The sequence below is a fragment of the Chromobacterium sp. IRSSSOUMB001 genome, from assembly GCF_023507765.1.
In the GTDB taxonomy this organism is placed as follows: domain Bacteria; phylum Pseudomonadota; class Gammaproteobacteria; order Burkholderiales; family Chromobacteriaceae; genus Chromobacterium; species Chromobacterium haemolyticum.
This window is the reverse complement of sequence record NZ_JALCYU010000008.1, coordinates 1-26,487: the sequence shown is the minus strand read 5'-3', so window position 1 is coordinate 26,487 and position 26,487 is coordinate 1. Positions and strand designations below refer to the sequence as shown.

Here is a 26,487-nt window from a genome sequence, read left to right as displayed (position 1 = left end):
AGGGCCAAAAGGCAGATTTGCGCTAATCGTTTACTGAGCATGGCTGCTCTCCAAAGTGTTGCTCGCTGTTTGCACGTATTCAAATCTAAGGTCCTGCCCGGATCGGGCGGTGATTCGCCAAGCGTCCGGCAGCGCTTCGATATCGGCTTGGCCGGACCTCAGCATGGGCGGCGTTGGGGTTTTGGGCAGCAGCCAGCTTTGCCGCGCCAAGGTCTTTGGGTTGTGCGCGCTTATGCTGATCCAGGACGCGTCCCGGCCCTCCGCCGGCGCGGCTTGCCATTGGGTCAGTTCTCGTTGGGACAGGAAACGGGACAGCTCGGTCATCGTGTACCAATGAAACACGCCCTGCTTGCCCAAAGTCCGGGTTTGGGCCAGCCATTCGCGGACGGTTTGCTGATAGAAATAGACACCCGGAGGATGAAAATAAACCAGGCGCGCCACCCGCTGTTGCACCGCGAAACGTGTCATGTCCTGCAGCCAAAGCGTCATCTGGGCGCTGGGCAGTTTATTGCGCACGGCTTCTTCGAAGGAGGCGATGCCGCCGTTGGCCGATACCGGGAAGGCCCAGGGCCGGCCATGCATGTTGGCTGGATCGATATAGGCTCGAGTGGGCCCCATGGACAGGTCGCCCACGTAGTAATAAGCCAGCACGCCGTGCTGGCGCAGCCAAGTGGTTACCCAGTCCGGATGGTGGCCGTTGGGCGCTGAATACTCGGTGAGAGGTTGTTGGGTGAGTTTTTCAAGATCTTTCTTGTTGTTGGCGAGATAGGGTTCCCAGCGTTTGCCGTTATGCTCATTGATGTTGAAGGCGAAGTAGTTGTGAGCCCAGCCGCCGTGCGCGCCGATTTCGTAACCCCGCTCGCTCAAGCGACGAACCCAGTCCTGAGCCTTCGGGTTATGGGCGAGGTCCATGCCTCGGTGGTCTCCGGGCTGATTGGTGTCCGGCCCGGTGGTGAAATGGACGGAATAAGGGCCTTGCTCAAGAAAACCCAGTTTTTTGAGCAAGTCCAGATAGGGAATGGCGTTGGCGTCGTCGACGTGCCAGTTCATTACCAGCCCGCCCACGCCGTCCGGCACGGAGGCCAATTGGGGCAGATGTAGAACTTGGCTATTGAAGAAGTGCAGGTAGGACTGCAGCCACAAACCGTCGGTGCGTATTTTGAGAAAAGTGACCGGCAGGTTGACGAACAAGACCTTGCCGCGGCCGTAATCGCGCACGCCGGCAATCAAGGTGCCGTCCGGCCCTTGAGCCAGCACGCGTCCCGGGAAGCTGCCGCGGGTCGCCAGGTAGCTGAACGCCGCCTGGTCGTAACCGTAGGTCGAGGCTTGCAGCAAGGCGGATTTGCCGTCCGGATAGGGCTGGAAGCGGCCGGGGGTGATGCCCAGCTCGGCAACGGCGGAGGGCGGCATCAACATCAAATCTCTGCGCACCATCTGCTTGCCCAACTCCCGGTACAGCAGATAATCCACGCCCACCAGGCGCGAGAGCGCCGGTTTGTCCAAAAAGCGGCCGCCGGCGTTTTCGCTGGCGGCGTCGTAATTGATCCATAGAGCGCCGCCGGCCTGCACGTACTCCTCCAGCACTCCGGTCAGCGCCGCATCGACATAGCGGTGTATCGTGTCCGGCAAGATGATGCCGCGGAGACGGGCGCGTTGCTCCGGTTCCATGTCCACCAGTTGGCTGGCGGTGATTTGCATCATCGCCACGCCGCCTTCGCTGGCGGCGTCTTGCCATGCCAGCGAGTATTTGCCGCTGGCCGGTTTGTCCGGCAGCAGCAAGGCGATGAAAGCCTGGGGCTGCGGCGTTTGCCTTGCGCGCAAGCTGTGCCAGATCGCGCTTGCCGCCAGTATTAGCCCCAGCAGCAGGATGATGAACACCCAGCGGGGACAGGATCGAATCTTATTCATTTTTCCAACCTTTGTTCTTGCTCCGCCGTTGTGGCCAGACGGCGCTCCAGTCCTTGAAAAACCGCCTCCTCCAGCACATTCCAGCGCGGGGTTCCTCGCGCGGGCGCCGCCTTCTGCAACCAGGCGCGCGCGGCGTCCTCCCGGCCGTCTCTTAACGCGGCCAGGGCCAGCACGCCCCATGGGAAGTCCAGATGCGCCTTGTCCTGAGCAAGCCAGGGCCGGCCTTCGCCCTGCAGCCAGGCGTCGAAGGAGGCTTGCCCCGGCATCGCCGGCATGCCCTCCATTTGGGGGAACAGTTGCGCGGCGGCTTCCGGGTAGAAGGCGACAGGGGGAAGGTCGCGGCTGGCTACGCGCCAGCGTCGGGTTTTCGTCTCCCAAAACGCTTTGGGAAGCGCCGCGGCCAACTGTCGCATCCTCCGGCAACTGGCGCCTGTTCTGGCGCAGTCGTCGCGCAGCGCGGCGTAAACTTCGACGTTGTCCATCAGGTAGCCCAGCTTGACGCCCGCGGCATAGTCATAAATGCCGCTGCGGGTTTGCCTCAGTCGCCACAGCGCCCGCCTGGCGCGCGCCAGCGATGCCTGAAGCGGCGGGGGCATGTCTTGTTGCCCATACCGCCGGCTCAGCAGGGAAATCCACATGGCCAGCGTGGAGTCGTCGGCGTCGGCGTCGGCCGTTCGGCGCCAGGCACCGTCCGTTTGGCGCTCGAAGCGGGGAAAGCTGCCGTTGCGCTCCTGCCTGGGCGCCAGCCACGCCACCCAAGCGTCCGTGGCCGGAGCGATGGACAGCCCCAGCTCCTCGGCCGTCAGCAAGGCTTTCATGGCGAAATAGGGGTCGACATGCCGTCCATGCGCTTGCAGCAGAATGGCGCCGTCCTCGTCCTGGTAGCCAGGCAGCTTGAATGCGCTGTCCGCGGCCTGGCTTGTTCCGCAACACAAGGCCAGCAGTAAACATAGATGCTTCATCGGCCGCGCACCTTGCCGCGGATGCGGGCCCAGATAGTGCCGTGAGCGATCAGGGGCGGCGTGAGCAGCACCAAGCGCGAGGAAACGGTATTGGGCGAGTCCGGCGCGCCCAATACGGAATGGGCGCCAATGACGACAATCCGGTCGGCAACAACCGGGCCCAGCAAGAGACAGTTCTCGCGGCAGATGATGGAGTCATCGGAAACAACGGCGCCGTCCACGACCACTCCTCTGGCCAGGCGGACGGGTCCGCTGGCTTTGACGCTGCCCTCGATCCGGCAGCCGGGGCCGATGCTCAAGCCGCCGCGCACCACCAAGTGTCCGCGTAGCAAACTGTTTTCCGGTAGCAGGAAATCGCCGTCCATTACCGCGCGGCGCATTTCCGAGTTAAAGGGGTGGGGCGTTTCCAAACTTTCGATATCCACCTCACGCAGCGGCGTGGCCGGGGGCTGATGGCGCGGGGTTTCTCCCATGCGGATGGTTGCCGCTTGAAGGCGCTGGAAGCGGACAGGTCCCGAAATATCCAGGGTGTCCTCCGCCACGGTGCGCCCGAACAACAGGCTGTCCGGCTCGATGCGGACGTTACGGGCGCCGGCCCAACGCAGAATCGAACTGCTCCGTCCCAGGTTCAGATCGCCGTCGGCCAAGACGCTGCGCAGGATCACGCCCGGACCGGTGACGACGTTGTCGTCGCAATGGATTTCTTTCAGGAAACTGAAGCGCGCCGGAATGCGCAACTCGCCCGCGGCCAAGACCTCCTCGTCCACGACCGGGCGGTTTTCCGGCCCGATGGCGTCCAGGCGAGCGTTCCAGTCCTGCCGCCGCTCGCCCAAGTCCAGCGTTTCCAGCCGTTGCCGGTAGTTGCGGGCGAAGACGTCGGCGGTGCCGGTGTGCAGCCGGTTGATGCCCAGCGCGGAGGCGTCGGTCTTGCGCAGCAACTCCAATAGACCGGGCAAGAGCGGCAGCGCGATCAGCGGCGCCACGCCGAGCACGTAAAGTATGGCCATCATCCCGGCTGTCTCCGATATCGCTTGGTTTTATCCCAATGCAGCGTTCTGTTTTTCTTGAAGGGTTCGACCAGCGACTGCTGCAGCGTGGCGCGGGAAATGGTGACCAGACTGACCAAAAAGCCAAGAATGGCGAAAGGCAAAATACGCAGTCTTTTGCCGTTGCCGTCCAGATAGCAGGCGGCGCCGATCTCGAAAAAGGCGGCGAAATTGCCCATCGCGCTGTAGCAGACCAGGGCCAGGATCAGCAGGAGGCCGGGGGACGGCAGCATGCTGTCGAAAAAGAACAGCACCAAGGTGATGGCCCAGCCGAGCAGCAGCAGCGGGGACATGGCGTAAGTGCCCAACAGCAGAAGCCCGTCCAGTTTTTCCCGCCGTTGCACTCCTCGGGTGCTCAGCAGACGGCCGACATGTCGCGCCAGCGCCTGATTATGGCCGCGCGTCCAGCGCATCAATTGCCGGATGCGAACCGGCCAGCTCTCCGGCACCTCCTCGTAGCACTCGGAGCGATTGGTGTAGACCGTGAGCCAGCCGCCGATCAGCAGGCGGTAGGTCAAATCGGTGTCTTCCGCCAGCACGTCGTCGTGCCAGCCGCCCACGCTGTTGAGCGCGGCGACGCGAATGCCGCCGACCGTACCGCCGTACTGCGGCACCAGCTTCATATTCATCCTGGCCTGCTGGTCCACCTGGTAGCCGCCCGCGCGCTCCATGTCCAGCATGCGGGTCAACAGGTTGGCGCCCGGGTTCAAGGGCACCACGCGGCCCATCACGGCGCCGACTTCCGGATCGAAGAACGGCGCGATCAATTGCTTGAGCAGGCCGCGGCTTGGCAGGTAGTCGGCGTCGAAGACGATGAAAATATCGGTGTCGATCAATGCCGTCGCATCTTTCAGCGCCGCGGCTTTGCCAGGCTTGCCCTGGGTGCGGTGAAACGGCCTGATCGCGTCCGGTCTGCGCGCCGCGATGCGGTCTATGATGGCGCGCGTGCCGTCCGTGGAGCGGTCGTTGACGGGCATGATGATCATTTGCCCAGGCGGATAGTCGGACTCAAGCAACGCTTCCATCGCATCGGCAATCACGGCCTCTTCATTGTGCGCCGCGATGAAGACCGTGACTTTGGGCCATTGCGCGGTTTCAATGTCCAGATAGGGGTGGCGCTGATGGCCGAACAGCCGGTTCAAAGTGAACGCCATATGCCGCGCCGCGTACACCACGACCAAGAGCACCACGCCGTACAGCACGAAGCTCAGCGCGCGCAAAGGCCAGATGAACGGCGTTGCGGTGTCGCGCCGCAGCAGGGGGTCGTCCTCCTGGCTGACGGTGCGGCGACGGGCTTCTTCGATCTGGTCCAGGATCAACTGCTGGGTATGGCGCAGATCGACATTGTCCGAGGCCCCCTTGATGCTCACTGTGGGGCTGACAGAGGAGGGGTGTTCGTCTGGGTCCATGGGCAGAGCCGCCATGGCGGCCTGGCTCTCCGTAGACGTGGCCGCGCCGTGGCGATGCGGGTGGCTGGCGGCCGGTTTGGACGGGTCCACGGCGGACCAGGCGGGGTAACAGCACATCAGCAGGATCAACCAGAGTAGGAGTCGCGGGGGCATGCTTATCTCCCGGGTACGGGAGCGAGCGCATCGACGGTCCGACTGGCTGTGTTCGCCGCCTGCCGCCGACGCGGCAGCGACGAGAGAATGGCGGCGATGTGTCTGCCGGCGTCGCCGTCGCCATAGGGATTATGGGCTTGAGACATGCGTTGATAAGCCACCTCGTCATCCAACAAGGCGCTGGCGTGTTGGACGATGAGCTCGGTTTCCGTGCCCACCAGCATGGCGGTGCCGGCCGCAAGCGCCTCTGGTCTTTCCGTTGTGTCCCGGGTGACCAGCACCGGTTTGCCCAGCGCAGGCGCCTCTTCCTGTATGCCGCCGGAGTCGGTGATGATGAGGTGGCAACGGGCCATCAGATAGACGAAGGGCAGGTATTGCTGCGGGTCGATCAAATGAATGTTGCTCACCTGGGACAACAGCGCGTACACCGGTTTGCGCACATTGGGATTGAGGTGCACCGGGTAGACGATGTCCACGTCGGGGTAGCGCTCGGCCAGCCGCACCAGCGCGCGACAGAAGCTTTCAAACCTCTCCCCCAAATTTTCCCGGCGGTGGCCGGTGACCAGTATCACTCTGGCCTCCGGGCGCAGGAAGGCAAACTGGGAGGCGATGCCGGCCTTGAGATCCGGCTGTTGTTCCAGCTTCTTCACCGCCAACAGCAAGGTATCGACAACGGTATTGCCGGTGATGAATATCCGATCAGGGTCGACCTTTTCATTCCGCAGGTTGAGTCGGGAAGCCTCCGTCGGAGCGAAATGCCAAGACGCAAGAATGCCGGTGACGCGACGGTTCATTTCCTCAGGCCAAGGCGAAGACAAGTCTCCGGTGCGCAATCCCGCTTCAACATGTCCAATCGGAATATGGCGGTAAAACGCGGCCAGACTGGCGCCAAGCGTGGTGGCTGTATCGCCGTGCACCAGCACGACGTCGGGTTGGACTTCCTCTAGGACTTTGTCTAGCGCGTCCACCAGCCTGGCGGTCAAAGACGCCAGGCTCTGTCCCTGTTGCATCAGCCTCAGGTCGATGTCCGGGCGGATTTCGAAAAAGTCCAATACCTGATCCAACATCTCGCGGTGTTGGCCGGTCACACAGACCTTAGACGCCACGCCCGGGCAGTCTTGTAGTGCGTGAATCACGGGCACCATCTTGATGGCTTCCGGACGGGTGCCAAAGATTGTTAGTACGGTAAACATATTATCTCCATCAAGGCAATTCACGAGCGTTCAGCATATCTTTTTGTATTTTGTTGAAACTACTGTTTTACATTGTTTAAATTAAGCTAGCACAACTCTTATAAGAAACAAAGTTAAATATTTGTTTAAATTAAATGGTTTAATATTGGCGCGAGTTGAGCCGCTATTCACAAGCCTGCTGGAGCGCCATTGTGAGCCCCGGTCAGATGAGTGCGCGCCGGCAAGCAATCCGATTGGATTGCACCTGGCCAAAGCGCTAGTGCAAGAGTCGCGACGGCGATGTGAAACTGCAATGGCATTTCTTTGTTAGCATGTCAGGACGTACGCATGGGGGCGTCAATCATTTGGGAAGCAGCTCTAAAAGCGCCGGCGAGCGTGACTGACTTCCACCTGGGGAGAAGTGCCAATGGAAAAGAAACTGTGCTTACACTGCGGATACTCGCGCGGCGATTCTCCGCGCGATCAGAGAGCGCCGCATTACGCGTGTCCGTTGTGCCAGGCGCCTTATCAGGAAATGTACCCTCAGCCGCTGCCGCGGCAGGAACCGGGGCAAGCTTCCCGCCTGCAATGGACGCATGTGGGCGTGGTGTTTGCCGCTTTGCTGGCCGGAGCGGGCGTATTGGCTTATACCGCTTGGCCCAGCCAGCAACAGGCCGCATCTAGGAACGAGGCGGAGTTGAAGGAAATCGCCGGCGTAGTGCTGCCGGGGGCCGAACAAGCTGCGGGGGAGTTGTGCGGTTCCGAGTCCTTCGCGGGCGGCGCCTTTTGCGGTTGGGCGCCGGCGTTGGCGGATGTGGGGCGCCAAGCGGCGCTAGTGCGCGACTGCATGGAAGTGACGTCGGTCAGGCTGCACCCCGGCAGCAAGAGTCCGGAGCGGCCGGATTTCGCGGTAAGTTGCCGGGACGCCGCCGGGGAGGCAATGGAAATGAGTTTCAACGAGGGAGACCTGGCGTTTGGAGCGGACGGGGCCGCGCCGGCGAGATAAGGGCGGCGGTTCAGATTTCTCGCGTCAGGCTGGGGGCGTAGCGTCGCCGCTTCAGCAAGAGGGAGATGGCTATGATAATCGCCGGCAGCAGCAGCGCGTTGAAAATCCAGTCCGGCCGCGCCTGCTGGCGCATTAACTCCGCGCCGGCCAGCACGCCGAAGATGGCGCCGCCGCGTCCGACGCCGTACATGCCGCCCACCCCGCTGGCGCGGCAATGGGTTGGATAAAAGGCGGCGGACAGCGAAGCCAGCGCCGATTGTCCACCGCCGGAAGCGAAGCCCATGCAGAACACCAGCAAGCCCAGCTGCCCGCCTTGCTCGCCTTGAGCGACGGCGGCGCCAATCGCCCAGGCCAGCATGCCGGAGGCGACGAAGTTGGCCGCCAACAGGCGGTGCGGTTCGGCACGGCCCATCCACCAGCCCAGCAAAATAGAGCCTACGCCGCCGCCCAGTGGAAACAGCGCGCTGATCCAGGCGAAGCGGCTCAGCGAGAGGCCGGCTTCTTTCAACAGTAGCGGCATCCAGTTTACTACCAGGTAATAGATCAGCATGCTCATGAAACAGCTGAGCCAGAGCAGCAAGGTGCCGGCGGCCAAGGGCCGGCTCAGCACCGCGCGCAGGCCGTCGCGCGGAGCGTCTTCACTGGGACCGCCAAGGCGGAAGGCGGCGGCTCGTTCCAGTTCCGGCGTGGCGGCGAGACGGCGCAGCCGCTGACGAATATCGGCGACGGAGCGGCGGCGCGCCACCAGATAGCGCACCGATTCCGGCAGCCAGCGGTACAGCGCCAGCGCCAGCAACAAGGGAAAGACGCCGCCCAGCCATAGCGGCGCGCGCCAGCCATAGGAGGGGATTAGCCAGCCGGCGCACAAGCCGCCGGCGCCGGCGCCCAGCGGAAAACCGCACAGCATGGAACTGACCAGCAGTGCGCGCCGCCGCGCCGGGCTGTACTCGGACAGCAGGGTGATGGTGTTGGGCAGGGCCGCGCCCAGGCCGATGCCGGTGAGCAGGCGATAGACGGTCAGCGTGCTCAGCGAGTCCGCCGCCGCGGTCAGCAGGCTGCCGACGCCGAATAGCAGCGTCGATGCGATCACCGCGGGTTTGCGGCCCAGGCGGTCGGCCAGAGGCCCGCCCAGCATGGCGCCGCCGGCCAGGCCGAACAGCGCGGCGCTGAGCGCCTGGCCCAGTTGCGGCTTGCTCAGCCCCCATTGTTCCATCAGCGCCGGCGCGATGTAGGACAGGGCCGCTAGGTCGTAGCCGTCGGCGAACATGACCAGGAAACACAGCGTCAGCAAGACGGCGTGGAAGGGGCCGAGGCGGTTTTGGTCGATAAAACGGTCAACATCCAGTGTGGCGGGCATGGCGGCGTTCTCCCGGCGCATCACAGCTTGACGCAGACATTGCTGATGTCGGAGTAGAAATCCAGCGAATGGCGGCCACCCTCGCGGCCGAGGCCGGACAGTTTGCTGCCGCCGAAGGGGGTGCGCAGATCGCGCGCGTACCAAGCGTTGACCCAGACGATGCCGACCTGGACGCGCCGCGCCAGCCGGTGGGCGCGGTCCAGCCGCTGGGTCCACAGCGCGCAGGCCAGGCCGTAAGGGCTGTCGTTGACCCGGCGGAGGACTTCCTCCTCGTCGTCGAACGGCGCGATGTGGCAGACCGGGCCAAAGATCTCCTCGCGTACGCAGCGGGCGTGGTCGGGCAGGCCGGTCCAGATCGTCGGGCGCACATAAGCGCCCTGATCGCGCGCGTCGCCAAAGCGCGGTGTTTCGCCGCCGGTGACCACCACCGCGCCTTCCTCGCGCGCCAGCGCGAAGTAAGACAGCACTTTGTCGCGGTGCTGGCGCGAAACCAGCGGGCCCAGGTCCACGCCGTCCTCGTCCGGATAGCCCGGCTTCAGGGCCTCGGCGCGGGCTTTCAGCGCGGCGACGAAGCGATCGAAGATCGGACGTTCCACATAGACCCGCTCGGTGCACAGGCATACCTGTCCGGTATTGAAGAAGGACGAGCGGGCCACGCCGGCCACCGTCGTGTCGAAGTCGGCGTCGGCGAACACCACGGCGGCGTTCTTGCCGCCCAGCTCGAAGGAAATATCCTTCACGCCGTCGGCCACCGCCTTCATGATGGCGCTGCCGGTGCGCGATTCGCCGGTGAAGGACACGGCGCTGATCTGCGGCGCGCGGGTCAGGAATTCCCCGGCTGAGCCGGGGCCGAAGCCGTGCACCAGATTGAACACGCCGGCGGGGATGCCGGCCTTGTCCATCACTTCGGCCAGCAAGGCGGCCGACGACGGGGTCTCTTCGGACGGCTTGCACACCACGGTGTTGCCCATCGCCAGCGCGGGGCCCAGCTTCCAGGTCAGCAGCAATAGCGGCAGATTCCACGGCGCGATCACCGCCACCACGCCCAGCGGCTTGCGCACGGTGTAGTTGAACAGCAGGCCGCCGTCTGCTTGCGGTGTTTCGCAGCAATCGTCGATCTGGGCGACGGCGAGGTCGGCGAAAGTTCTGAAATTGGCGATGGCGCGAGGCAGGTCCAGCGTGCGCGCCAAATGCAGCGGGCGGCCGGTGTCCGCCACCTCGGCGGCGACGAAGTCGTCGAAGCGCGCCTGGATGCCGTCGGCCACCTTGTGCAGCAAGGCGGCGCGTTCCGGCGCGCTGTAGCGGCCCCAAGGCCCTTGCAGCGCGTCGCTGGCGGCCTGGACGGCGCGGGCCACCTGAGCGGCGTCGGCTTCTACCGCCTGGCTCAACAGGCGGCCGTCCACCGGGCTGATGTTGTCGAAGCGGGCGCCTTCCTCTTCGAATCGACCATTGATGTACAGCGGCAGCAGGGCGGGACGGCTCATGGTTTCTATCCTCGTCAACGGTGTTTGGACGCCGCCGAGGTATGGGGCGGCGCCATGTCGGCGAGTGTAGGAAACGCGGGCCTCCTCGTGAAAATGAATAAATCGAGTCTTGCTATTCCCTGCGCTTATACCTGATCCGCCGCGTCCAGCTGGGCTGCGGCCAGTTTCAAGCTGTCTATCATCTGCCTGGCCGCCGGCGGCAGCGGCTTGTCGGCGCGCACCGAGTAGCCGACGGCGGTGGGCGGCCCCACCTCGTCCAACGGCAGCACCGCCAGAAGCTTGGCGGCGGCGAAGCGGCGCGCCGCCAGCCGCGGCATCAGGCCCAGGCAGTCCGAGTCCACCAGCAGATTGACGTTGGTCAGCAAGGACAGCGACTCCAGTAGATTGTCCGGCAGCGCGAGGCCGGCATCGTGGAAGAACTGCTCGGCCACCAGGCGGGCCGGCGAATCCGGCGGCGGCAGGATCCACGGCCAGTCGCGCAGTTCGGCCAGGCTGGACGGCGGCGCGGCCAGCAGCGGATGGTGGCCGCCGGCGACGATGCACAGCCGGTTAAGGTATAGCGGCTGATGGCGCAGCGGCAGCTTGCGGGTGAGCGGCGCTTCCGGGTCCGGCAGGCGGCCCACCACCAGGTCCAGCTCGCCGGCGGCCAGCGCCGGAAACAGATAATCCTGTGGCCCCTCGCGCACGGTGACCAGCAGCTTGGGCGCGTGCGCCTTCAGCCGTAGGATGGCTTGCGGCAGCAGGCTGGCGCTGGCGGAGATCTGGGTGCCGACGATCACATGCCCGCAAATGCCGCCCTTGAAGGCGTTGATCTCGTCGGTCAGATAGCGCAGCTCGGCGATCACCGCCTTGACGCGCTCGCCCAGCAGCAGCCCGTATTCGGTGGGCGTCACGCCGCGGTTGCCGCGCAGGAACAGCACGGTGTCCAGTTGTTGTTCCAGCTCGCGTATGGCCTTGGTCACCGCCGGCTGGGTCAGGTTCAGCTCGCGCGCGGCGCGGGCGATGGACTGGCAGCGCAGCACCCGATCGAACACCAAGAGCGGCCGCAGCTTGAGCCGGTTCAGCACCATGTCTTGCACGGAAAAAGGCGTGAGAGGATCCATTGGCGCTCCTGTGCGGTTGGGACGGGACGATCAAGACTATGGCATAACTTTAGGGAATAGCAGAAGCCCGCATATTCATTTTCTCCTTATTGCCGCGCCCCATAGACTGGAACGCGTCCCTGTTTGAACGGCCGGTTTGGCCGCGCCGGACCGCTTGATAAGGAGAGAACCGTGAGCCCAGCTTCATCATCCACATTGCAAGCCGCCGCCGAGCAGTTGCGTCGCGCCGCCGAAACCGGCCAGCCCTGCGCTCCGGTGCGCGGCTTGCTTGGCGAGGGAGACGTCGACGCCGCCTATCAGGTGCAAACGCTGAATGTCCGGCATGCCCAGGCTCAGGGGCGGCGGCTGGTCGGCAGCAAGATCGGCCTGACCTCGCTGGCGGTACAGCGGCAATTGGGCGTGTCCCAGCCGGATTTCGGCCGTCTGTTCGCCGACATGGCGCTGTGCGACGGCGAGGAGATCGACAGCCGCAGGCTGCTGCAGCCCAAGATAGAGGCGGAGGTGGCGTTATTGCTGGGCCGCGACCTGGACCATGACAAGCACACGCTGGCCGATCTGTTCCGCGCGGTGGACGCGGTGCTGCCGGCTTTGGAGATCGTGGACAGCCGCATCGCCGGCTGGGATATCCGCATCAGCGACACCATCGCCGACAACGCGTCCAGCGGCCTGTTCGTGCTGGGCAACCGGCCGCGGCGGCTGGCCGATGTCGATCTGCTCGGCTGCGGCATGACGCTGGAACTGCGCGGCGAGCCGGTTTCGGTGGGCGTCGGCGCGGCCTGTCTGGGCAACCCGCTGCTGGCCGCGTTGTGGCTGGCGGACACGATGGCGCGGCGCGGCGAGCCGCTGAAGGCCGGCGACATCGTGCTGACCGGCGCGCTGGGTCCGATGGCGCCGGCGAAAGCCGGCGATGTGTTCACCGCCCGCATCCAGGGCTTGGGCGAAGTCTCGGCCCGTTTCGCCTCACTTCAGGGAGCCTCCTCATGAACCATCCCGCTCGCGTCAAAGCGGCCATTATCGGTTCCGGCAATATCGGTTGCGATCTGATGGTCAAACTCCTGCGCCACGGCCGGCAGTTGGAACTGGCCGCCATGATAGGCATCGATCCCGATTCCGATGGCCTGGCCCGCGCGCGACGCCTGGGCCTGGCCACCAGCCACCAGGGCGTGGAAGGGCTGCTGGCCATGCCCGGCGCCGCCGACATCCGCCTGGTGTTCGACGCCACTTCGGCCGGCGCTCACGCGCGCCACGAGCAGTTGCTGCGCCCGCGCGGGGTCAGGGTGATAGACCTGACGCCCGCCGCCATTGGCCCCTATGTGGTGCCGGCGGTGAACCTGGACGCGCACCTGGACGCGCCCAACATCAATATGGTCACTTGCGGCGGCCAGGCCACCATCCCGATCGTGGCGGCGGTAGCCGCGGTGACGCCGGTGTTCTACGGCGAGATTGTCGCCTCCATCGCCAGCCAATCGGCCGGTCCCGGCACCCGCGCCAATATCGACGAATTCACCGAAACCACCGCCCAGGCCATTGTGGGCGTTGGCGGCGCGCGTCACGGCAAGGCCATCATCATCCTCAATCCGGCGGAGCCGCCGCTAATGATGCGGGACACGGTGTTTTGTCTGACCGCGCCGGCGGACCGGGACGCGATCGCGCGCTCGGTGGCCGCGATGGCGGACAAGGTGAGCGCCTACGTGCCCGGCTACCGGCTGAAACAGGAAGTGCAGTTCGAGGCGCTGCCGGCGGAAGCGCTGGCGGCCTATCCGGAACTGGCGCGGAGCGGCGGGCTCAAGGCGTCGGTTTTCATCGAGGTGGAAGGCGCGGCCCACTATCTGCCGGCCTACGCCGGCAATCTGGACATCATGACATCGGCGGCGATGGCCTGCGGCGAACGCGTCGCCGCCCGCCTGCAGCAAGCTTGAGGAGCACGGCATGGACAAACTGTATATTTCCGACGTGACCCTGCGCGACGGCTCGCACGCGGTCCGTCACCGTTATTCGCTGGCCCAGGTGCGCGCCATCGCCGCGGCGCTGGACGCCGCCGGCGTGGATTCCATCGAAGTGGCGCACGGCGACGGGCTGGAGGGTTCCAGCTTCAACTACGGCTTCGGCGCCCATAGCGACGTGGAGTGGATCGCCGCAGCGGCCGAATCGGTGAGTAAGAGCAAGATCGCCACCTTGCTGCTGCCCGGCATCGCTACCGTCGGCGCCTTGCGCAACGCTTACGACGCCGGCGCGCGCATCGTCCGCGTCGCCACCCACTGCACCGAGGCCGACATCGCCAGACAGCACATCGGCTACGCGCGGGAACTGGGCATGGACGCCGTCGGCTTTCTGATGATGTCGCACATGACCACGCCGCAGCGGCTGGCGGAGCAGGCCAAGCTGATGGAAAGCTACGGCGCCAACTGCGTCTACGTGGTGGATTCCGGCGGCGCCCTGTTGATGCAGGAGGTGAGAGACCGCTTCCGCGCCTTGCGCGAGGCCTTGAGGCCGGAAACGGAAACCGGCATGCACGCCCATCACAATCTGTCGCTGGGCGTGGCCAACAGCATTGTGGCGGTGGAAGAAGGCTGTCGCCGCGTCGACGCCTCGCTGGCCGGCCAGGGCGCCGGCGCCGGCAACGCGCCGCTGGAAGTGTTCATCGCCGCCGCTGAGCGGCTGGGCTGGAACCACGGCTGCGACCTGATCCGGCTGATGGACGCCGCCGACGACCTGGTGCGCCCCACTCAGGACCGCCCGGTGCGGGTGGACCGCGAAACACTGGCGTTGGGCTACGCCGGCGTCTACTCCAGCTTCCTGCGCCACGCGGAAACGGCGGCGCGGCAATATGGTTTGAAAACTCTGGACATCCTGCTGGAAGTGGGACGCCGCCGCATGGTGGGCGGGCAGGAGGACATGATAGTCGACGTGGCGCTGGACTTGCTCAAGGCCAAAGGAGGCGCGGCATGACCGACTTCATTCAAAGCTGCGCTCGCGAACTGGACATAGCGACCCAAACCGGCGAAGCCGTCGATCAACTAAGCGCGCGGCAGCCCTTCGATCTGGCGCAGGCCTACCGCATCCAGCAGGCCGGCATCGGCCTGCGCCAGCAGCGCGGCGAACGCGCGCTGGGTTTGAAGCTGGGCTTCACCAGCCGCGCCAAGCGCGTACAGATGGGTGTGGACGCGCTGATCTGGGGCGAGCTGACCGACGCGATGCAACTGGCGGACGGCGGCGAGCTGGACCTGGCGCGCTTGATCCATCCGCGGGTGGAGCCGGAAATCGCCTTCATCACCGCGCAGGAGATCTCGCGGCCGCTGTCCCTGGCCGAGGCCGGGCTGGCGCTGGCCGGCGTGGCTCCGGCGTTGGAAATCATCGATTCGCGCTACCGCGACTTCCGTTTCAGCCTGGAGGACGTGGTGGCGGATAACTGCTCTTCATCTCATTTCGTCGTCGGCCCGCTGAGCCCGCCGGACGCGCCGCTGGACAATTTGGGCGTGACCTTGCGCTTCGACGGCCGCCCGGTGCAGCTGGGCAGCAGCGCCGCCATCCTGGGCCAGCCCTTGCGCGCGCTGATGGAAGTGTCCGCGTTGCTGCACGCGGCGGGGCGCACGCTGCCGGCCGGCTCCTTGCTGCTGGCCGGTGCCGCCACCGCGGCCGAGCCGCTGCGCGCCGGCCTGCATATCGGCGTGGAGATCGCCGGGCTGGGGCGCTGCGAATTTGTAACCAGCGGGAGCGCCGCATGAGCACCCAAGCCACCACCGTCAGCGGCAAGGCCACGCCGCGTGGCCGCTTCCCGCACCTGAAGCGGGCCGGGGATTTCCTCTTTATCTCCGGCACCAGCTCGCGGCGGCCGGACAACAGCATAGCCGGCGCCGAAGCCGACGCCATGGGCGCGACCCGGCTGGACATCGCTCTGCAAACCCGGGCAGTGATCGAGAATATCCGCGACATCCTGGCCACGGCTGGCGCCGGACTGGCCGATGTGGTTGAAATCAGCGCCTACCTGGTGGATATGAACGATTTCGCCGCATACAACCAGGTTTACGCCGAGTACTTCGACGAGACGGGACCGACGCGGACCACGGTGGCGGTGCATCAGCTGCCGCATCCGCATTTGCGCATTGAAATCAAGGCGATCGCCTACAAACCGCTTTAGACGGATTTAGACGGAATTGACCGCAAGAGAAGGAGATAGGAGATGGAACTGCAATATGGCGCGCCGCTCAATCTGCTGCACTGGGCGCAAGGCAATCAAAGCCGACTCAAGCCGCCGGTATGCAACGCGGCCGTTTGGCCGGACGGCGACTACATCATCAATATGGTGGGAGGGCCGAATACCCGTACCGATTTTCACGACAACCCCACCGAGGAAATCTTCTACCAGATCCAGGGCAACGCCTATCTGGAGATCTGGGACCGCGGGCGTTTCGACCGCATCGAGCTGCGCGAGGGCGACGCCTTCCTGCTGCCGGCCCATGTCATCCACTCGCCGCAACGGCCGGAACCCGGCCTGTGCCTGTTGGTGGAGAAGCCGCGGCCGGCCGGCGAGCACGACAGCCTGCAATGGTACTGTCCGGTTTGCGCCACTGAGGTCTGGCGCTTCTCCAAGCAGCTGGAAAGCCTGGTGGACGACTTGCCCAAGGCTTATCAGCTGTTTTACGCGCGGAGCGAGGACGAACGCCGTTGCCGCCATTGCGGCACCGTGCACCCAGGCAAGGATTACGCCGCCTGGCATGGACTGAGGCAGCGGTCCAACCATTGAGAACCTGTTTAGACCCGCTAACAAACTCCCTGATGCTGCGTTGCCCCGACTTGTCGTACTCATTGCACTGTCTGCGTCGGCGCGCCTTGCCTCAGCCGTAAAACTGAGTTTTGTCAGCGGTTCTTCATTCCTGCTGCGCTTCAGCGGGATGGATTGAAATGGGCGTTGAAAACGCCTTGTTTCGCTTTAGCTCGCGAGCCTTAAACAGGTTCTTGAAGAAACGCCGTTAACTAGAGAAACGCCGCCATGATAGACATCCACTCCCATTTTTTTCCGCGGATCAGCCAGGCCGAGGCGGCCCGGCTGGACCCGCGGCGCGGGCCTTGGCTGGAAACCTCCGGTCGCAACGGGCAGATCATGGTAGGCGACCAGCCGTTCCGGCCGGTGCACGATGCGCTGTGGGACGGCGCGCGCCGGCTGGCCTGGCTGGACGAGCAGGGAGTCGATACGCAGATCATGTGTGCGACGCCAGTGATGTTCGCCTACGCCGCGCCGATAGAGCGCGCCTTGCCGTGGGCGCAGCTGATGAACGACCGCGCGTTGGAGATGGCCGCCGTTGCGCCGCAACGCCTGAAAGTGCTGGCGCAAGTGCCGCTGCAGGACATTGACGCCGCCTGCCGCGAAGCCAGCCGCGCTTGCGAGGCCGGCCATGTCGGCGTGCAGATCGGCAATCATGTCGGTGAGCGGGATCTGGACGACGAAGGCCTGCTGACGTTTTTGGCTCACTGCGCTGCCGAGAACATCCCGCTATTGGTGCACCCATGGGACATGATGGGCGCTGGCGCGAGGATGAAGCGCTGGATGCTGCCCTGGCTGGTGTCGATGCCGGCGGAAACCCAGCTGGCCATCCTGTCGCTAATCCTGTCCGGCGCTTTTGAACGGCTGCCGTCCAGCCTGAAAATCTGCTTCGCTCACGGCGGCGGCAGCTTTGCCTATCTGCTGGGGCGGGTGGACAACGCCTGGGAGCAGCGGGACATCGTGCGCGAAGACTGTCCGCGGCGGCCGTCCAGCTATCTGGACCGCTTTTACGTGGATTCCGCCATCTTCGATCCGGGCGCGTTGCGGCTATTGATCGCCACGATGGGCACGGAGCGGGTGATGCTGGGTTCGGACGCGCCGTTTCCCTTGGGCGAGCAGACGGTGGGCGGCCTGATCCGCGACACGGTGGCGGACACGGAGATCCGCCGGCGGCTGCTGACGGATAATGCGCGGGCTTTCTTCAATCTATAGGGCGCTTCAGCTCAGCAGCCAGCCCAGCAACAAGCCGCCGAACAACAGCCATTTCAGCGCATAGTAGCCAAGGCGGCTCTGCGCCTTGATGCGCTTGCCGAATAGCCGCACCGCCTGCACATAGCGGAACAGGCGGTTGAGCGCGCCGGTGCGATCTCCGTCCTGATTAGGGGAACTGGCGGCGCCCAGCAGCAGACGGCTGATCAGGCGGTTGCCCCAGGCCGCAAGCTGGAAGCGCATCGGGCGCTCGATATCGCAGAACAAGATGATGCGCTGCTCAGTGGTGGCGTTTTCCGCGTGGTGCAGATAGGTTTCGTCGAACATCACCGCCTCGCCGTCGCGCCAGCTGTAGCGTTCACCGTCCACCTCTATGTAGCAGGCCTCGTTTTGCGGTGTGGACAAGCCCAAATGGAAGCGCACCGAACCAGCGAAGGGGTCTCGGTGGCGCACTAGCCGGCTGCCCGGCGGCAAGCTGGCGAACATCGCCGCCTTTACCGAGGGAATGCTTTGCAGCAGCGCGGTCGTGTACGGGCACAGCTTGGCCGCCGACGGGTGCGGCTGGTCGTACCACTTCAGGTAGAAACGCTTCCAGCCGGTCTTGAAAAAAGAATTGAAGCCCAGGTCGTCGTAACGATCGGATGCCTTGATCGCGCCATCGTCGGACAAGGCCAGCGCCTCGGCGCGGATACGTTGCCAGTTATCGTTCAGCGCCTGCAGCTCCGGAAAGCGCTGCAGCGGCAAATAGGGGTGCGCGGGTAGAGTGGAGAACAGATAGCAGAAGCAGTTGATCGGCGCCATGAAGGTAGAGTGGTCGGTCAATTGCCGCCAGAACCCCAAGCGTTGACGGCCGCGATAATGGATGTAGATGGTGCAGAGCGCAAAAAGAAGGAGGATGGATAGTTTGATATACGGCATTTTTGCTCTAGCCCTTGAAATAATATGCTTAATTTCAAACAAAAACAGGATTTAAACGACTGGCCATTGGTTTAGTTGAGTAGGATATGGCCGGGTTTGGCGGCCGCCACGCAAAGCGGCTGCCCTCTGCTCCAAAACAGCCGAAACCGGCTGTCGCCGCCGGCCCATACGACCGACGCGGGCCCAGGGCGCTGCCTAGAATGGTTCGAGCGAGAACGGCCACGCGCCGCCCCCATCAACCATTTGGTTGCTGGGCCGCCTGATCAAGGAGCCTGCCCATGCATTTCACCCATGCGATCACCCGTCTGCCTGCCGACACCGTGGCCGGCGGCTTGACTACAGCCAACATCGGCGCGCCGGACCCGGCGCTGACTCGCTCCCAATTCCGCGATTACGTGGATATCCTGCTGCGCCTGGGTTTGACCGTCAGCACCTTGCCGGCCCAGCCCGATTTCCCCGATGCCCATTTCGTTGAAGACACCGCGGTGTTGATGCCGGAGCTGGCGGTGATCACCCAGCCCGGCGCGCCGGCACGCCGCGGCGAGGTGAGCAGCATCGCGCCCTTGGTATCTCGCTTCCGCCACGCAGTGTGGATGAACGGCGACGCGCGCATGGACGGCGGCGATGTCTTGATGATAGACAAGCGTTTCTTCGTCGGCCTGACCAGCCGCACCAACGAGGCCGGGATCAGCCAGTTTGCCGCCGCGGTGGAGAAGTTCGGTTACGTCGTCACCGCGGTGGAAGTCAGCGCCGGCCTGCATTTGAAGTCCATCGTCAATTACGTGGGCCGCAACACGCTGATCCTGTCCGAGGACCGCGCTGACGATCCGGTATTCCGCGGTTATCAGCAGATCGTGCTGGCCAAGGACGAGGAATACGCCGGCAACACCTTGTGGATCAACGACACCCTGATCACGCCAAGCGGTTACCCGGACACGCTGCGCAAGCTGAAGACGCTGGGCCTGCCCATCATCGAGACCGACACCAGCGAAATCCGCAAGATGGACGGGGGCTTGACCTGCATGTCCTTGCGTTTCTAAGAACCTGTTTACGATCTGCTGCGCGTCGGCGATACGGCGTTGAAAGCGGCATTCGAAATGCTCATGTACCGTATGTACACTCCGCTTTTTCAGCCGTTTTCGCCTTGTCGCGCTCTAGCTAGCGAGATCGTAAACACGTTCTAAAAGCAGCGCCGTTTCATTCGCCACCGGCCGCAGAGCCGGGGAGATTCAGAACCTGTCGCCGACGCGCAGCCGGCCATGAACAGGCTCTACAAGGAGAAAAAGATGAAAACCATCAAGATCGCGCTTTTGCTGGCGCTAAGCGCAGGCCCTGTACTGGCCAAGGACATCAAGCAGATCCGCTGGGGCGTGGACGGCGGCTACCCGCCGTTCGACGTGCTGGCCCCCAACGGGGAGATCTCCGGCTTCGATCCGGACATCGCCAAAGCCGTCTGCGCCGAACTCAAGGCCCGCTGCGTCTTCGTCAAGCAGCCGTTCGACAGCATGATAGCCGCGCTCAACGCCAATAAGTTCGATGCCGTCATCGCCTCGCTGAACGTGACGGCTGAACGGCTGAAACAGGTGGACTTCAGCGACAAATACTACGCGTCCGCCTCTCAGCTGGTGGCGCGCAAAGGCAGCCCGTTGCGGCCCACGCCGCAGTCGCTGGCCGGCAAGACCGTGGGCGTGCAGTCCGGCTCGGTGCACGAGCAGTACGCCAAGGCTAACTGGGGCGGCGGCAAGGTGAAGATTGTTACCTACGCCAATCAGGACAACGTCTATCTGGACCTGGCCTCCGGCCGCATAGACGCTGCCTTGCAGGACAATATCCAAGCCGAAACCAGCTTTCTACGCACCGAGCGCGGCAAGCAGTTCGCTTTCGCCGGCTCCAAACTGGGCGAATCCATCCCGGTGGCCATCGCTGTGCGCAAGAGCGATCCGGAACTGAAGGCGGCGATCAACCGCGCCATCGCCGCCATCCGCGCCAACGGGGTGTACGAAGGCGTGCGCAAGAAATACTTCGGCTTCGATATTTACCACTAAGAACCTGTTCAAAGTCTACGGCGCTTCGTGAGACTTGCTACGGGGATTACTGCTTCGAAATGCTTATGTACCAAACGGACATTCCGCTTTCTTCGCAGTCTTCGCCTTGTCTCGCCCTTGCTCGCTAGGCTCTGATCCTCGTGCATACGTCCGTTTTCCCGGCCGGCGTCCGCCGGCCGTTTCACAAGGAGGGCGGCCATGGTGGCGTCCTATTTGCCCCTGTTGCTGACCGGGGCCTGGCTCAGCCTGCGCGTGGCGCTGGCCGCGCTGGGGCTGGCGCTGCTGTTCGGCCTCGCCAACGCCTGCGTCAAGCTGTTTGGCCCGCGCTGGCTGCGCGCGGCGTCCATCGCCTACACCACGGTGATTCGCGGCATTCCGGAACTGGTGATGATGTTGTTGCTGTTTTACGGCGGCGAGAAGGTTTTCAACCTGTTGCTGGGGGCGCTGGGGTTGCCGGCGGTGGAGTTCGACAAATTCCTGGCGGGGGTGCTGACCATAGGTTTCATTTTCGGCGCTTATTACACTGAAACTTTCCGTAGCGCCTTCCTGGCGGTGCCGCGCGGCCAGTTGGAGGCCGGTGTCGCTTACGGCATGCGGCCGTGGCAGCTGTTCCGGCGCATCCTGTTTCCGCAGATGCTGCGCCACGCCTTGCCCGGCATCAACAACAACTGGCTGACGTTGATGAAATCGGCGGCGCTGGTGTCGTTGATCGGCCTGGAAGACATGGCCTGGCTCGCCGAGCAGGCCGGCCGCGCCACCCAGATGCCTTTCCTGTTCTATTTCCTGGTCTGCCTGGTCTATTTACTGTTCACCGCCGCTTCCGGGGGCGTGTTCCGCTGGCTGGGGCTGCGCTACAGCCGCGGCTTGCTCTGAGGGGAAAATAATGACGCTCGACGAAATCCTGCGCGCTTTGCCCGGCTATCTGTGGGGAGACGGCGGCCAATGGAGCGGCCTGGCGGTTACCGCAAAACTGTTCCTGATCTCCGGCGGCTTGGGCATGCTGTTGGCGGTGCTGCTGGCCTTGCTCAGGGTCTACGGCCCGGCGCCGTTGCGATGGGCGGTGGCCGCGTTCAGTTATTTCTTTCGCGGCACGCCCTTGTTCATGCAATTGATGCTGATCTACTACGGCGTGTCGCAATTCAGTTGGGTGATAGACGGCTGGCAGGCGGAAGACCCGTTCTGGCTGCTGTTTCGCGACGCCACCTTCTGCGCCGTGCTCGCTTATGTGTTGAACACCGCGGCCTACGCCCAGGAGATTCTGGCCGGCGCGCTCGCCGCCTATCCGCGGGAGGAAATCATGGCGGCGGAGGCCTTCGGCATGTCGCGGGCGCGAACCATACGCCGCATCGTGCTGCCCGGCGCGCTACGGCGCGCGATACCGGTGCTCAGCAATGAAATGGTGTTTCTGCTGCACGCCACCGCCTTGTCGTCCACGGTGACGCTGCTGGACGTCACCGGCGTGGCGCGCGCCTTGTACGCGGCCACTTACGCGCCGTTTTTCCCGTTCCTGATGGCGGCGGCGATCTACTTGGGCTGCACCTTCGCGCTGCTGGCGAGCTTCCGCCAGGCGGAGCGGCGCTGGCTGAAATTCCTGCAGCCGCGCTCAGCCTAGAGGGCCGGCGCTGCGCTTGATCTCCTGCAGCTCGGTGATGGTGATGATCTTGTCGATCTTGAAGGCGGAACTGGCCAGCCATTGTTCGGCCAGCTCGCGGTACTGCTGGATGTCGCGGCAGCCGATGCGGACCTGAAAATCGAAGCTGCCCGCCACCAGCCAGGCATCCAGCACGGCCTCGCTGCGCTGCAGCTCCTTGATGAAGGCTTGTTGCGACAAGGCGTGATCGGCCAGCGCCACCTGAGCCGCCACGATGACGGGGTAAACCGGCGCCGGCAATTGCACCACGGCGCGGTAGCCGCGGATCACGCCGGCTTTTTCCAGGCGGCGAACGCGCTCCAGGCAGGGGCGCGGCGTCAGGTTGACCTGCTCGGACAGCCGTTGAAAGGACATGCGGCCGTCTTCTTGCAAGGCGGCGAGAATTTTCAGGTCTATGCGGTCCAGGCTGGGTTTCTTCTCATTCATGGCGGGCTTCGGGATGAGGTGGGGCTGTCCGCTGATTTGAGCCTTGGCGGGCGGTGGTGTCAAGGCGGCGCAACCACCATGGGTTTTTCAATTGAACGGCATGAAAAAGGAGGGCGCTTTATGGAAATCGTCAGCCGGGTTTTGCCGCAGGCCAGCATAGGCATGCGGCGCGAACTGCTGAGTTTGCACTACGGCCGGCGCGGCGACGGGCCCAAGGCCTATTTGCAGGCCAGCCTGCACGCCGACGAACTGCCCGGCATGCTGGTGATCCACCATCTGCGCCGGCTGCTGGAGCAGGCCGAGGCGGCCGGCCTGCTGCGCGGCGAAATCGTGCTGGCGCCGGCGGCCAATCCCATCGGCCTGGCCCAAGCCTTGCTGCATCAGCAGCCGGGGCGTTTCGAGCTGCGCAGCGGCGAAAACTTCAATCGCCGCTTCACCGATTTCCACCCGCTGCTGCGCTCCGGTCTGGAAGACTGCCTGGGCAACGACGCCGACGCCAATCTACGGACGGTGCGCGCCCGGATGCGCGCCGCGCTGGACGCGCAAGCGCCGGTCACGGAACTAGACGCTTTGCGTCTGGAGCTAAGCCGGATGGCGCTGGACAGCGATCTGGTGCTGGACCTGCATTGCGACAGCCAGGCGCTGCTGCATTTATACGCCGACGCGCCGTTCTGGCCGGCGCTGGAGCCGCTGGCGCGCTATCTGGGCGTGGCCGCGGTGGTGCTGAATGACGAGCCGGGCGGCACGACTTTTGAGGAGTCCTGCGGCCAGAGTTGGTGGCGGCTGGCCGGCGAACTGGGGCCGGCGCAACCGCTGCCGCTAGGCTGCGTGGCGGCCACGGTGGAGCTGCGCGGGCAAGGCGATCTGGATCATGGTCAGGCGCGGCGGGACGCGGAGGCGCTGTACGCCTATCTTCAACTCCGGGGCCATATAGGCGGCTGCGCGCCGGCTATGCCGCCGCCGGTGCCCGCGCCGTGGACCTGGCGAGGCATGGCCAGCGTGAGCGCGCCCACGCCCGGCCTGGTGCTGCGCCATTGCGTGGTTGGGGCGGAGGTCAAGCGCGGCCAACCGCTACTGGAACTGATAGACCCGTTGGAAAACCGCGTCACGCCGGTGCTCAGCCCGGCTGAGGGCCTGCTCTACGTCAGCCACCCGCTGCGCTACGCCCAGGCCGGCATGGAATTGTGCCGCATTCTGGGTCGGGCAGACGCCAGCGCGCGCGTGTCGCTTGCTTGAACGTTAGCGTCATGTTTCCGGCATGGCCGGAACGCGTACTGTCAGTAGAATGATTTGCCGCCCGCGGGCGGCCATGCAACCACCCACCCAAGAGTCGCCTACCATGCAAGCCCAAGCTATCGCCGCCGCAGATGCGGCGCCGCAAGAAAATCTGGAGCCGCTCTGGCTCCGCGCGAGACAAGGCCAACTGGCCCGCGCTGTTGTGATGGTGCGTCCTCACGACTTCGCCTTCAATGAACAAACCGGGGCAGACAACGTGTTCCAGCACCGGCTGCAACTGCCGGCGGCCCAGGTCACCGCGCTGGCGCTGGCCGAATTCGACGCCATGGCGCAGCGGCTGCGCGATCACGGCGTAGAAGTGCTGGTGCTGGAGAAAAGCCCGGACGGCTATCCGACGCCGGACGCCGTGTTTCCCAACAACTGGTTCACCACCAGCGCCGACGGCAGCCTGCACGTCTATCCGATGCACACGCTAAACCGCCGTCGGGAGCGGCGAGTGGAAGAGCTGTGCCAATTGCTGTTGAACCATGGTTACGACGTGGAGCAAGTGGTGTGGGCCGGCCATCCGCTGGAAGAGGAGTTGATTTTGGAGGGCACCGGGGTGATGGTGTTCGATCACCCGCGCAAGCGTGTGTACGCGGCGCGTTCACAGCGCTGCCACCCGAGCGCCTTGTATCGTTACGCGCGCCGGCGCGGTCTGGAGGCGGTACACCTGTTCGACACCGTGGACAGCCGCGGCGTCCCCATCTACCACACCAATGTGATGATGAGCGTGGGCGAGGGCTTCGCGGTGATCTGTTCCGAAAGTCTGCACCGGCCGGAGCAGCGGCGGCAAGTGCTGAGCGCGCTGGGCGAGCATCACGACGTGATAGACATCAGCCTGGCCCAGGTGGAACGCAGCTTCTGCGGCAATATCCTGCAGCTGCGCGGGGCCGGCGGCCAGCCGCTGATCGCGATGTCGGAGCAGGCTTGGAACGGCTTCACGCCTGCGCAGCAACAAGTGCTGGAGCGCCACGGCCAGCCGGTAGTGAACCCCATCCCCACCATAGAAGCGGTGGGCGGCGGCAGTTGCCGCTGCATGCTGGCCGAGTTGTTCCTGCCGCGCGTCCGCTAGTGGTTTTCCAGAAAGGTCTGGGCCGGCCAAGAGAGCTTGTTGGGCGGCGCGGGCTGCTTGACCAGCGCCTGGCGGGCTTCGGTAAGATTGGTCAAGCCCGCCTGTTTGTAGCAGGCTCGAACACAGTTGTCCCGGTTGCTCCACCTGCCGGAGGTCCAGAACTTGCGGATGGTCGCCCAGGCGGCCTCATCGTGGGGCCTGACTGGCGAGAGCAGTTGGAGGTTTGCCAGCCCGCCTAGCCGCAGCATTGGGCCATGCCTCCGCATCCAGCGGTAGTACAGCTCCATGGTCTGCTTCAGCTCCTGCTTGAGTTCGGCGTTGCTGGCAAGGTGGGCGAGGCGCGGGTCCGCCAAGGAGACGGGGCCATGCGCCGTTTCGCAGACCAGGATTAGCTGCGCCGCTTTTTTGAGCGTCAGGTGTTGTCGAATCAATATATTAATCATGATGTCCTCCTGTTTCCCTTTCAACGTCCAGGACTAGTCGAAACGACGGCCGGCCGGGATGGTTTAGGCTTGCTCCCTGGGGGAGCCGGCGGTTTGCCCGGCTCCACGATAAAAATCCGCGTGGGCAACTGGAACTGCACCAGTTGCAGCAAGGCCAGCGGGCCGGCGCCGGTCTCGCTGCGCAACTGGTAGCGCGCCTGATGGCCGTCCGGCAGCGCCCAGCTCAGCTGCCAACTGGAACGGTCGAGCTGTTCGCGCTTGGCCTGCTCCAGCATGCGCAGCCAGCCCCAGCGGCCGGGGTGGTCCTGGCTCAGTCGCAAGCCGGTGTCCACGCTTTGCCATAGCAGGCTGGACCCGGCTTTCAGCGGATCGCCGGGCCAGCGCATCGCCTGCCAGCTTTCCACCTGGTTGAAGTAATGCAGGCTTTGCTGGTCCAGTTGCAGCCGGGTTTCCTCCAGGCCGACGCTGGCGATGGGCTTCAGTTCGAAGCGGATGCCGGCGTCGCCCTGGGCGTAGAGCAGGCTGGACAGCCGCGACAGCCGGTTCAGTTCGTTGAGGAAGTCCAGATCGAAGCGCAGCGCCTGCGCCGCCGCCGGGTCCGGCGACCATTGATCGCCCTGGCGCTCCAGCACCCCGCCCAGCTGCTGGCGCACGAACTGCTGTATCAGGCCGTCGGCGGGGTGCAGGAAGCGGCCCAGTTCCGGCAGCGAGGCGTCGGCGTCGGCGCGGTGGAAGGGGTAGCGGCCGGCGAAGCTGGCTTGCCACGGCCGCAAGACGCTTTGATCCCACAACTGGTTGAGGCTGGCCGCCGCCGGTTGCAGCAGGGTGTGCCAGGACTGGTTCAAGGGTTGCAGGAACAGGTGCTGGCCCAGGCCCTGCCAGTCCTCGCCCAGGCTGGCGGCCAGCTGGGCGGCGTAGTCGCGGCCCTCGGCCAGCTCGCCGCCCTTGCCCTGGAACACCGCCTGCGCCAGCGCGCGGGCGGCGGCGTCCGGGTCCGGCGCGGCTGCCACCTGTTGCAGCTTGAGCCGGGTGGCGGCCACCCGCTCCAGATAGCGTTGCAGGCTGAGGTTGGAGCCGTCCTGA

The 26,487-nt window shown here is 64.6% G+C and carries 26 protein-coding genes; 14 read left to right on the top strand and 12 right to left on the bottom strand.

Going from position 1 to position 26,487, the window contains the following annotated elements; genetic code table 11:
- Nucleotides 1-30: 30 nt before the first annotated feature.
- From MOV80_RS12200 to wecB, 5 genes are read right to left on the bottom strand one after another with little or no spacing between them, the layout of a single operon-like run.
- The gene (locus MOV80_RS12200) at nt 31-1,908 is read right to left on the bottom strand and encodes a polysaccharide deacetylase family protein (protein WP_019100658.1); all 1,878 of its coding nucleotides are present in this window, start codon (nt 1,906-1,908) and stop codon (nt 31-33) included.
- Complete coding sequence (locus MOV80_RS12195) at nt 1,905-2,870, bottom strand: hypothetical protein (protein WP_019100657.1); 966 nt, start codon at nt 2,868-2,870, stop codon at nt 1,905-1,907. The genes MOV80_RS12200 and MOV80_RS12195 overlap by 4 nt, the downstream gene beginning before the upstream one ends.
- Nucleotides 2,867-3,880, bottom strand: a complete 1,014-nt coding sequence (locus MOV80_RS12190; RefSeq protein WP_019100656.1) for a hypothetical protein — start codon at nt 3,878-3,880, stop codon at nt 2,867-2,869. The genes MOV80_RS12195 and MOV80_RS12190 overlap by 4 nt, the downstream gene beginning before the upstream one ends.
- On the bottom strand, nt 3,877-5,478 hold the full coding sequence (locus tag MOV80_RS12185; RefSeq protein ID WP_200122616.1) for a glycosyltransferase: 1,602 nt from the start codon (nt 5,476-5,478) through the stop codon (nt 3,877-3,879). The genes MOV80_RS12190 and MOV80_RS12185 overlap by 4 nt, the downstream gene beginning before the upstream one ends.
- A 2-nt stretch (nt 5,479-5,480) precedes the next feature.
- Complete coding sequence (wecB, locus tag MOV80_RS12180; RefSeq protein ID WP_019100654.1) at nt 5,481-6,671, bottom strand: UDP-N-acetylglucosamine 2-epimerase (non-hydrolyzing); 1,191 nt, start codon at nt 6,669-6,671, stop codon at nt 5,481-5,483.
- A gap of 514 nt (nt 6,672-7,185) precedes the next feature.
- On the opposite strand from wecB, the gene MOV80_RS12175 reads away from it, so the two are divergent.
- Nucleotides 7,186-7,656, top strand: coding sequence for a hypothetical protein (locus MOV80_RS12175; protein ID WP_146176135.1), 471 nt, complete (start codon nt 7,186-7,188; stop codon nt 7,654-7,656).
- A gap of 10 nt (nt 7,657-7,666) precedes the next feature.
- On the opposite strand, the gene MOV80_RS12170 is transcribed toward MOV80_RS12175, so the two are convergent.
- The 3 genes from MOV80_RS12170 to MOV80_RS12160 all read right to left on the bottom strand — a co-directional run bounded on the left by MOV80_RS12170 (nt 7,667) and on the right by MOV80_RS12160 (nt 11,600).
- Entirely contained in the window at nt 7,667-9,013 is a 1,347-nt protein-coding gene (locus tag MOV80_RS12170) for an MFS transporter (RefSeq protein ID WP_205423002.1), read from the bottom strand.
- A gap of 20 nt (nt 9,014-9,033) precedes the next feature.
- Nucleotides 9,034-10,497: a 2-hydroxymuconic semialdehyde dehydrogenase gene (locus MOV80_RS12165; RefSeq protein ID WP_249605140.1), complete on the bottom strand. Its 1,464-nt coding sequence runs from the start codon at nt 10,495-10,497 to the stop codon at nt 9,034-9,036.
- 125 nt (nt 10,498-10,622) lie between these two features.
- Complete coding sequence (locus MOV80_RS12160; protein ID WP_019100650.1) at nt 10,623-11,600, bottom strand: LysR substrate-binding domain-containing protein; 978 nt, start codon at nt 11,598-11,600, stop codon at nt 10,623-10,625.
- Nucleotides 11,601-11,771: 171 nt separating this feature from the next.
- On the opposite strand from MOV80_RS12160, the gene MOV80_RS12155 reads away from it, so the two are divergent.
- The 7 genes from MOV80_RS12155 (at nt 11,772) to MOV80_RS12125 (ending at nt 17,574) form a co-directional block, all read left to right on the top strand.
- The gene (locus MOV80_RS12155) at nt 11,772-12,584 is read left to right on the top strand and encodes a fumarylacetoacetate hydrolase family protein (RefSeq protein WP_081574537.1); all 813 of its coding nucleotides are present in this window, start codon (nt 11,772-11,774) and stop codon (nt 12,582-12,584) included.
- Nucleotides 12,581-13,519 carry an acetaldehyde dehydrogenase (acetylating) gene (locus MOV80_RS12150; protein ID WP_249605139.1) on the top strand — a complete coding sequence of 313 codons (939 nt, stop codon included), beginning with the start codon at nt 12,581-12,583 and terminating at the stop codon, nt 13,517-13,519. The genes MOV80_RS12155 and MOV80_RS12150 overlap by 4 nt, the downstream gene beginning before the upstream one ends.
- A gap of 10 nt (nt 13,520-13,529) precedes the next feature.
- Nucleotides 13,530-14,549: a 4-hydroxy-2-oxovalerate aldolase gene (gene dmpG / locus MOV80_RS12145; protein ID WP_191186778.1), complete on the top strand. Its 1,020-nt coding sequence runs from the start codon at nt 13,530-13,532 to the stop codon at nt 14,547-14,549.
- Entirely contained in the window at nt 14,546-15,325 is a 780-nt protein-coding gene (locus MOV80_RS12140) for a fumarylacetoacetate hydrolase family protein (protein WP_249605138.1), read from the top strand. The genes dmpG and MOV80_RS12140 overlap by 4 nt, the downstream gene beginning before the upstream one ends.
- Entirely contained in the window at nt 15,322-15,738 is a 417-nt protein-coding gene (locus tag MOV80_RS12135) for a RidA family protein (RefSeq protein ID WP_019101631.1), read from the top strand. Before MOV80_RS12140 ends, MOV80_RS12135 begins: the two co-directional genes overlap by 4 nt.
- 42 nt (nt 15,739-15,780) lie before the next feature.
- The gene (locus tag MOV80_RS12130) at nt 15,781-16,344 is read left to right on the top strand and encodes a 3-hydroxyanthranilate 3,4-dioxygenase (RefSeq protein WP_043590630.1); all 564 of its coding nucleotides are present in this window, start codon (nt 15,781-15,783) and stop codon (nt 16,342-16,344) included.
- Nucleotides 16,345-16,590: 246 nt separating this feature from the next.
- Nucleotides 16,591-17,574 (top strand): amidohydrolase family protein, encoded by a 984-nt coding sequence (locus tag MOV80_RS12125; protein WP_043590632.1) that lies wholly within the window; start codon nt 16,591-16,593, stop codon nt 17,572-17,574.
- Between the two features lie 6 nt (nt 17,575-17,580).
- Here MOV80_RS12125 and MOV80_RS12120 read toward each other — a convergent pair whose 3' ends face one another.
- Nucleotides 17,581-18,489, bottom strand: coding sequence for an aspartyl/asparaginyl beta-hydroxylase domain-containing protein (locus MOV80_RS12120; protein WP_249605137.1), 909 nt, complete (start codon nt 18,487-18,489; stop codon nt 17,581-17,583).
- A 278-nt stretch (nt 18,490-18,767) separates the two neighbouring features.
- On the opposite strand from MOV80_RS12120, the gene MOV80_RS12115 reads away from it, so the two are divergent.
- From MOV80_RS12115 to MOV80_RS12100, 4 genes are all read left to right on the top strand, one after another.
- The gene (locus MOV80_RS12115; protein ID WP_019102597.1) at nt 18,768-19,529 is read left to right on the top strand and encodes an arginine deiminase family protein; all 762 of its coding nucleotides are present in this window, start codon (nt 18,768-18,770) and stop codon (nt 19,527-19,529) included.
- 246 nt (nt 19,530-19,775) lie between these two features.
- Complete coding sequence (locus tag MOV80_RS12110; RefSeq protein WP_043590633.1) at nt 19,776-20,534, top strand: transporter substrate-binding domain-containing protein; 759 nt, start codon at nt 19,776-19,778, stop codon at nt 20,532-20,534.
- A gap of 198 nt (nt 20,535-20,732) precedes the next feature.
- Nucleotides 20,733-21,407 (top strand): ABC transporter permease subunit, encoded by a 675-nt coding sequence (locus MOV80_RS12105; protein WP_249605136.1) that lies wholly within the window; start codon nt 20,733-20,735, stop codon nt 21,405-21,407.
- Between the two features lie 10 nt (nt 21,408-21,417).
- The gene (locus MOV80_RS12100; RefSeq protein ID WP_019101900.1) at nt 21,418-22,146 is read left to right on the top strand and encodes an ABC transporter permease subunit; all 729 of its coding nucleotides are present in this window, start codon (nt 21,418-21,420) and stop codon (nt 22,144-22,146) included.
- On the opposite strand, the gene MOV80_RS12095 is transcribed toward MOV80_RS12100, so the two are convergent.
- Nucleotides 22,138-22,611, bottom strand: coding sequence for an Lrp/AsnC family transcriptional regulator (locus tag MOV80_RS12095; RefSeq protein WP_019101901.1), 474 nt, complete (start codon nt 22,609-22,611; stop codon nt 22,138-22,140). The genes MOV80_RS12100 and MOV80_RS12095 overlap by 9 nt on opposite strands.
- Nucleotides 22,612-22,731: 120 nt before the next feature.
- Between MOV80_RS12095 and MOV80_RS12090 the strand changes: the two genes are divergently transcribed.
- Nucleotides 22,732-23,847 carry a succinylglutamate desuccinylase/aspartoacylase family protein gene (locus tag MOV80_RS12090; RefSeq protein WP_118267749.1) on the top strand — a complete coding sequence of 372 codons (1,116 nt, stop codon included), beginning with the start codon at nt 22,732-22,734 and terminating at the stop codon, nt 23,845-23,847.
- 103 nt (nt 23,848-23,950) lie between these two features.
- A complete protein-coding gene (locus tag MOV80_RS12085) occupies nt 23,951-24,961 on the top strand; it encodes an arginine deiminase-related protein (RefSeq protein WP_019101903.1) in 1,011 nt (336 codons plus the stop codon).
- Here MOV80_RS12085 and MOV80_RS12080 read toward each other — a convergent pair.
- Both MOV80_RS12080 and MOV80_RS12075 read right to left on the bottom strand, forming a co-directional pair.
- Nucleotides 24,958-25,404, bottom strand: a complete 447-nt coding sequence (locus MOV80_RS12080; protein ID WP_249605135.1) for a hypothetical protein — start codon at nt 25,402-25,404, stop codon at nt 24,958-24,960. The two genes, MOV80_RS12085 and MOV80_RS12080, sit on opposite strands and share 4 nt — an antisense overlap.
- Before the next feature lie 20 nt (nt 25,405-25,424).
- Nucleotides 25,425-26,487 (bottom strand): type VI secretion IcmF C-terminal domain-containing protein (locus MOV80_RS12075; protein ID WP_275975338.1); only part of this gene is annotated, 1,063 nt, incomplete at its 5' end.

Excerpts from the sequence above, each read along its gene's own strand:
- MOV80_RS12160 (WP_019100650.1), bottom strand. The coding sequence starts at position 11,600 with ATGGATCCTCTCACGCCTTTTTCCGTGCAAGACATGGTGCTGAACCGG.
- MOV80_RS12130 (WP_043590630.1), top strand. The coding sequence starts at position 15,781 with ATGGAACTGCAATATGGCGCGCCGCTCAATCTGCTGCACTGGGCGCAA.
- MOV80_RS12140 (WP_249605138.1), top strand. The coding sequence starts at position 14,546 with ATGACCGACTTCATTCAAAGCTGCGCTCGCGAACTGGACATAGCGACC.
- MOV80_RS12090 (WP_118267749.1), top strand. The coding sequence starts at position 22,732 with ATGGAAATCGTCAGCCGGGTTTTGCCGCAGGCCAGCATAGGCATGCGG.
- MOV80_RS12125 (WP_043590632.1), top strand. The coding sequence starts at position 16,591 with ATGATAGACATCCACTCCCATTTTTTTCCGCGGATCAGCCAGGCCGAG.
- MOV80_RS12170 (WP_205423002.1), bottom strand. The coding sequence starts at position 9,013 with ATGCCCGCCACACTGGATGTTGACCGTTTTATCGACCAAAACCGCCTC.
- MOV80_RS12135 (WP_019101631.1), top strand. The coding sequence starts at position 15,322 with ATGAGCACCCAAGCCACCACCGTCAGCGGCAAGGCCACGCCGCGTGGC.
- MOV80_RS12195 (WP_019100657.1), bottom strand. The coding sequence starts at position 2,870 with ATGAAGCATCTATGTTTACTGCTGGCCTTGTGTTGCGGAACAAGCCAG.
- MOV80_RS12095 (WP_019101901.1), bottom strand. The coding sequence starts at position 22,611 with ATGAATGAGAAGAAACCCAGCCTGGACCGCATAGACCTGAAAATTCTC.
- wecB (WP_019100654.1), bottom strand. The coding sequence starts at position 6,671 with ATGTTTACCGTACTAACAATCTTTGGCACCCGTCCGGAAGCCATCAAG.
- MOV80_RS12185 (WP_200122616.1), bottom strand. The coding sequence starts at position 5,478 with ATGCCCCCGCGACTCCTACTCTGGTTGATCCTGCTGATGTGCTGTTAC.
- MOV80_RS12200 (WP_019100658.1), bottom strand. The coding sequence starts at position 1,908 with ATGAATAAGATTCGATCCTGTCCCCGCTGGGTGTTCATCATCCTGCTG.
- MOV80_RS12115 (WP_019102597.1), top strand. The coding sequence starts at position 18,768 with ATGCATTTCACCCATGCGATCACCCGTCTGCCTGCCGACACCGTGGCC.
- MOV80_RS12150 (WP_249605139.1), top strand. The coding sequence starts at position 12,581 with ATGAACCATCCCGCTCGCGTCAAAGCGGCCATTATCGGTTCCGGCAAT.
- MOV80_RS12110 (WP_043590633.1), top strand. The coding sequence starts at position 19,776 with ATGAAAACCATCAAGATCGCGCTTTTGCTGGCGCTAAGCGCAGGCCCT.
- MOV80_RS12085 (WP_019101903.1), top strand. The coding sequence starts at position 23,951 with ATGCAAGCCCAAGCTATCGCCGCCGCAGATGCGGCGCCGCAAGAAAAT.
- MOV80_RS12190 (WP_019100656.1), bottom strand. The coding sequence starts at position 3,880 with ATGATGGCCATACTTTACGTGCTCGGCGTGGCGCCGCTGATCGCGCTG.
- MOV80_RS12105 (WP_249605136.1), top strand. The coding sequence starts at position 20,733 with ATGGTGGCGTCCTATTTGCCCCTGTTGCTGACCGGGGCCTGGCTCAGC.
- MOV80_RS12165 (WP_249605140.1), bottom strand. The coding sequence starts at position 10,497 with ATGAGCCGTCCCGCCCTGCTGCCGCTGTACATCAATGGTCGATTCGAA.
- MOV80_RS12120 (WP_249605137.1), bottom strand. The coding sequence starts at position 18,489 with ATGCCGTATATCAAACTATCCATCCTCCTTCTTTTTGCGCTCTGCACC.
- MOV80_RS12175 (WP_146176135.1), top strand. The coding sequence starts at position 7,186 with ATGTACCCTCAGCCGCTGCCGCGGCAGGAACCGGGGCAAGCTTCCCGC.
- dmpG (WP_191186778.1), top strand. The coding sequence starts at position 13,530 with ATGGACAAACTGTATATTTCCGACGTGACCCTGCGCGACGGCTCGCAC.
- MOV80_RS12100 (WP_019101900.1), top strand. The coding sequence starts at position 21,418 with ATGACGCTCGACGAAATCCTGCGCGCTTTGCCCGGCTATCTGTGGGGA.
- MOV80_RS12080 (WP_249605135.1), bottom strand. The coding sequence starts at position 25,404 with ATGATTAATATATTGATTCGACAACACCTGACGCTCAAAAAAGCGGCG.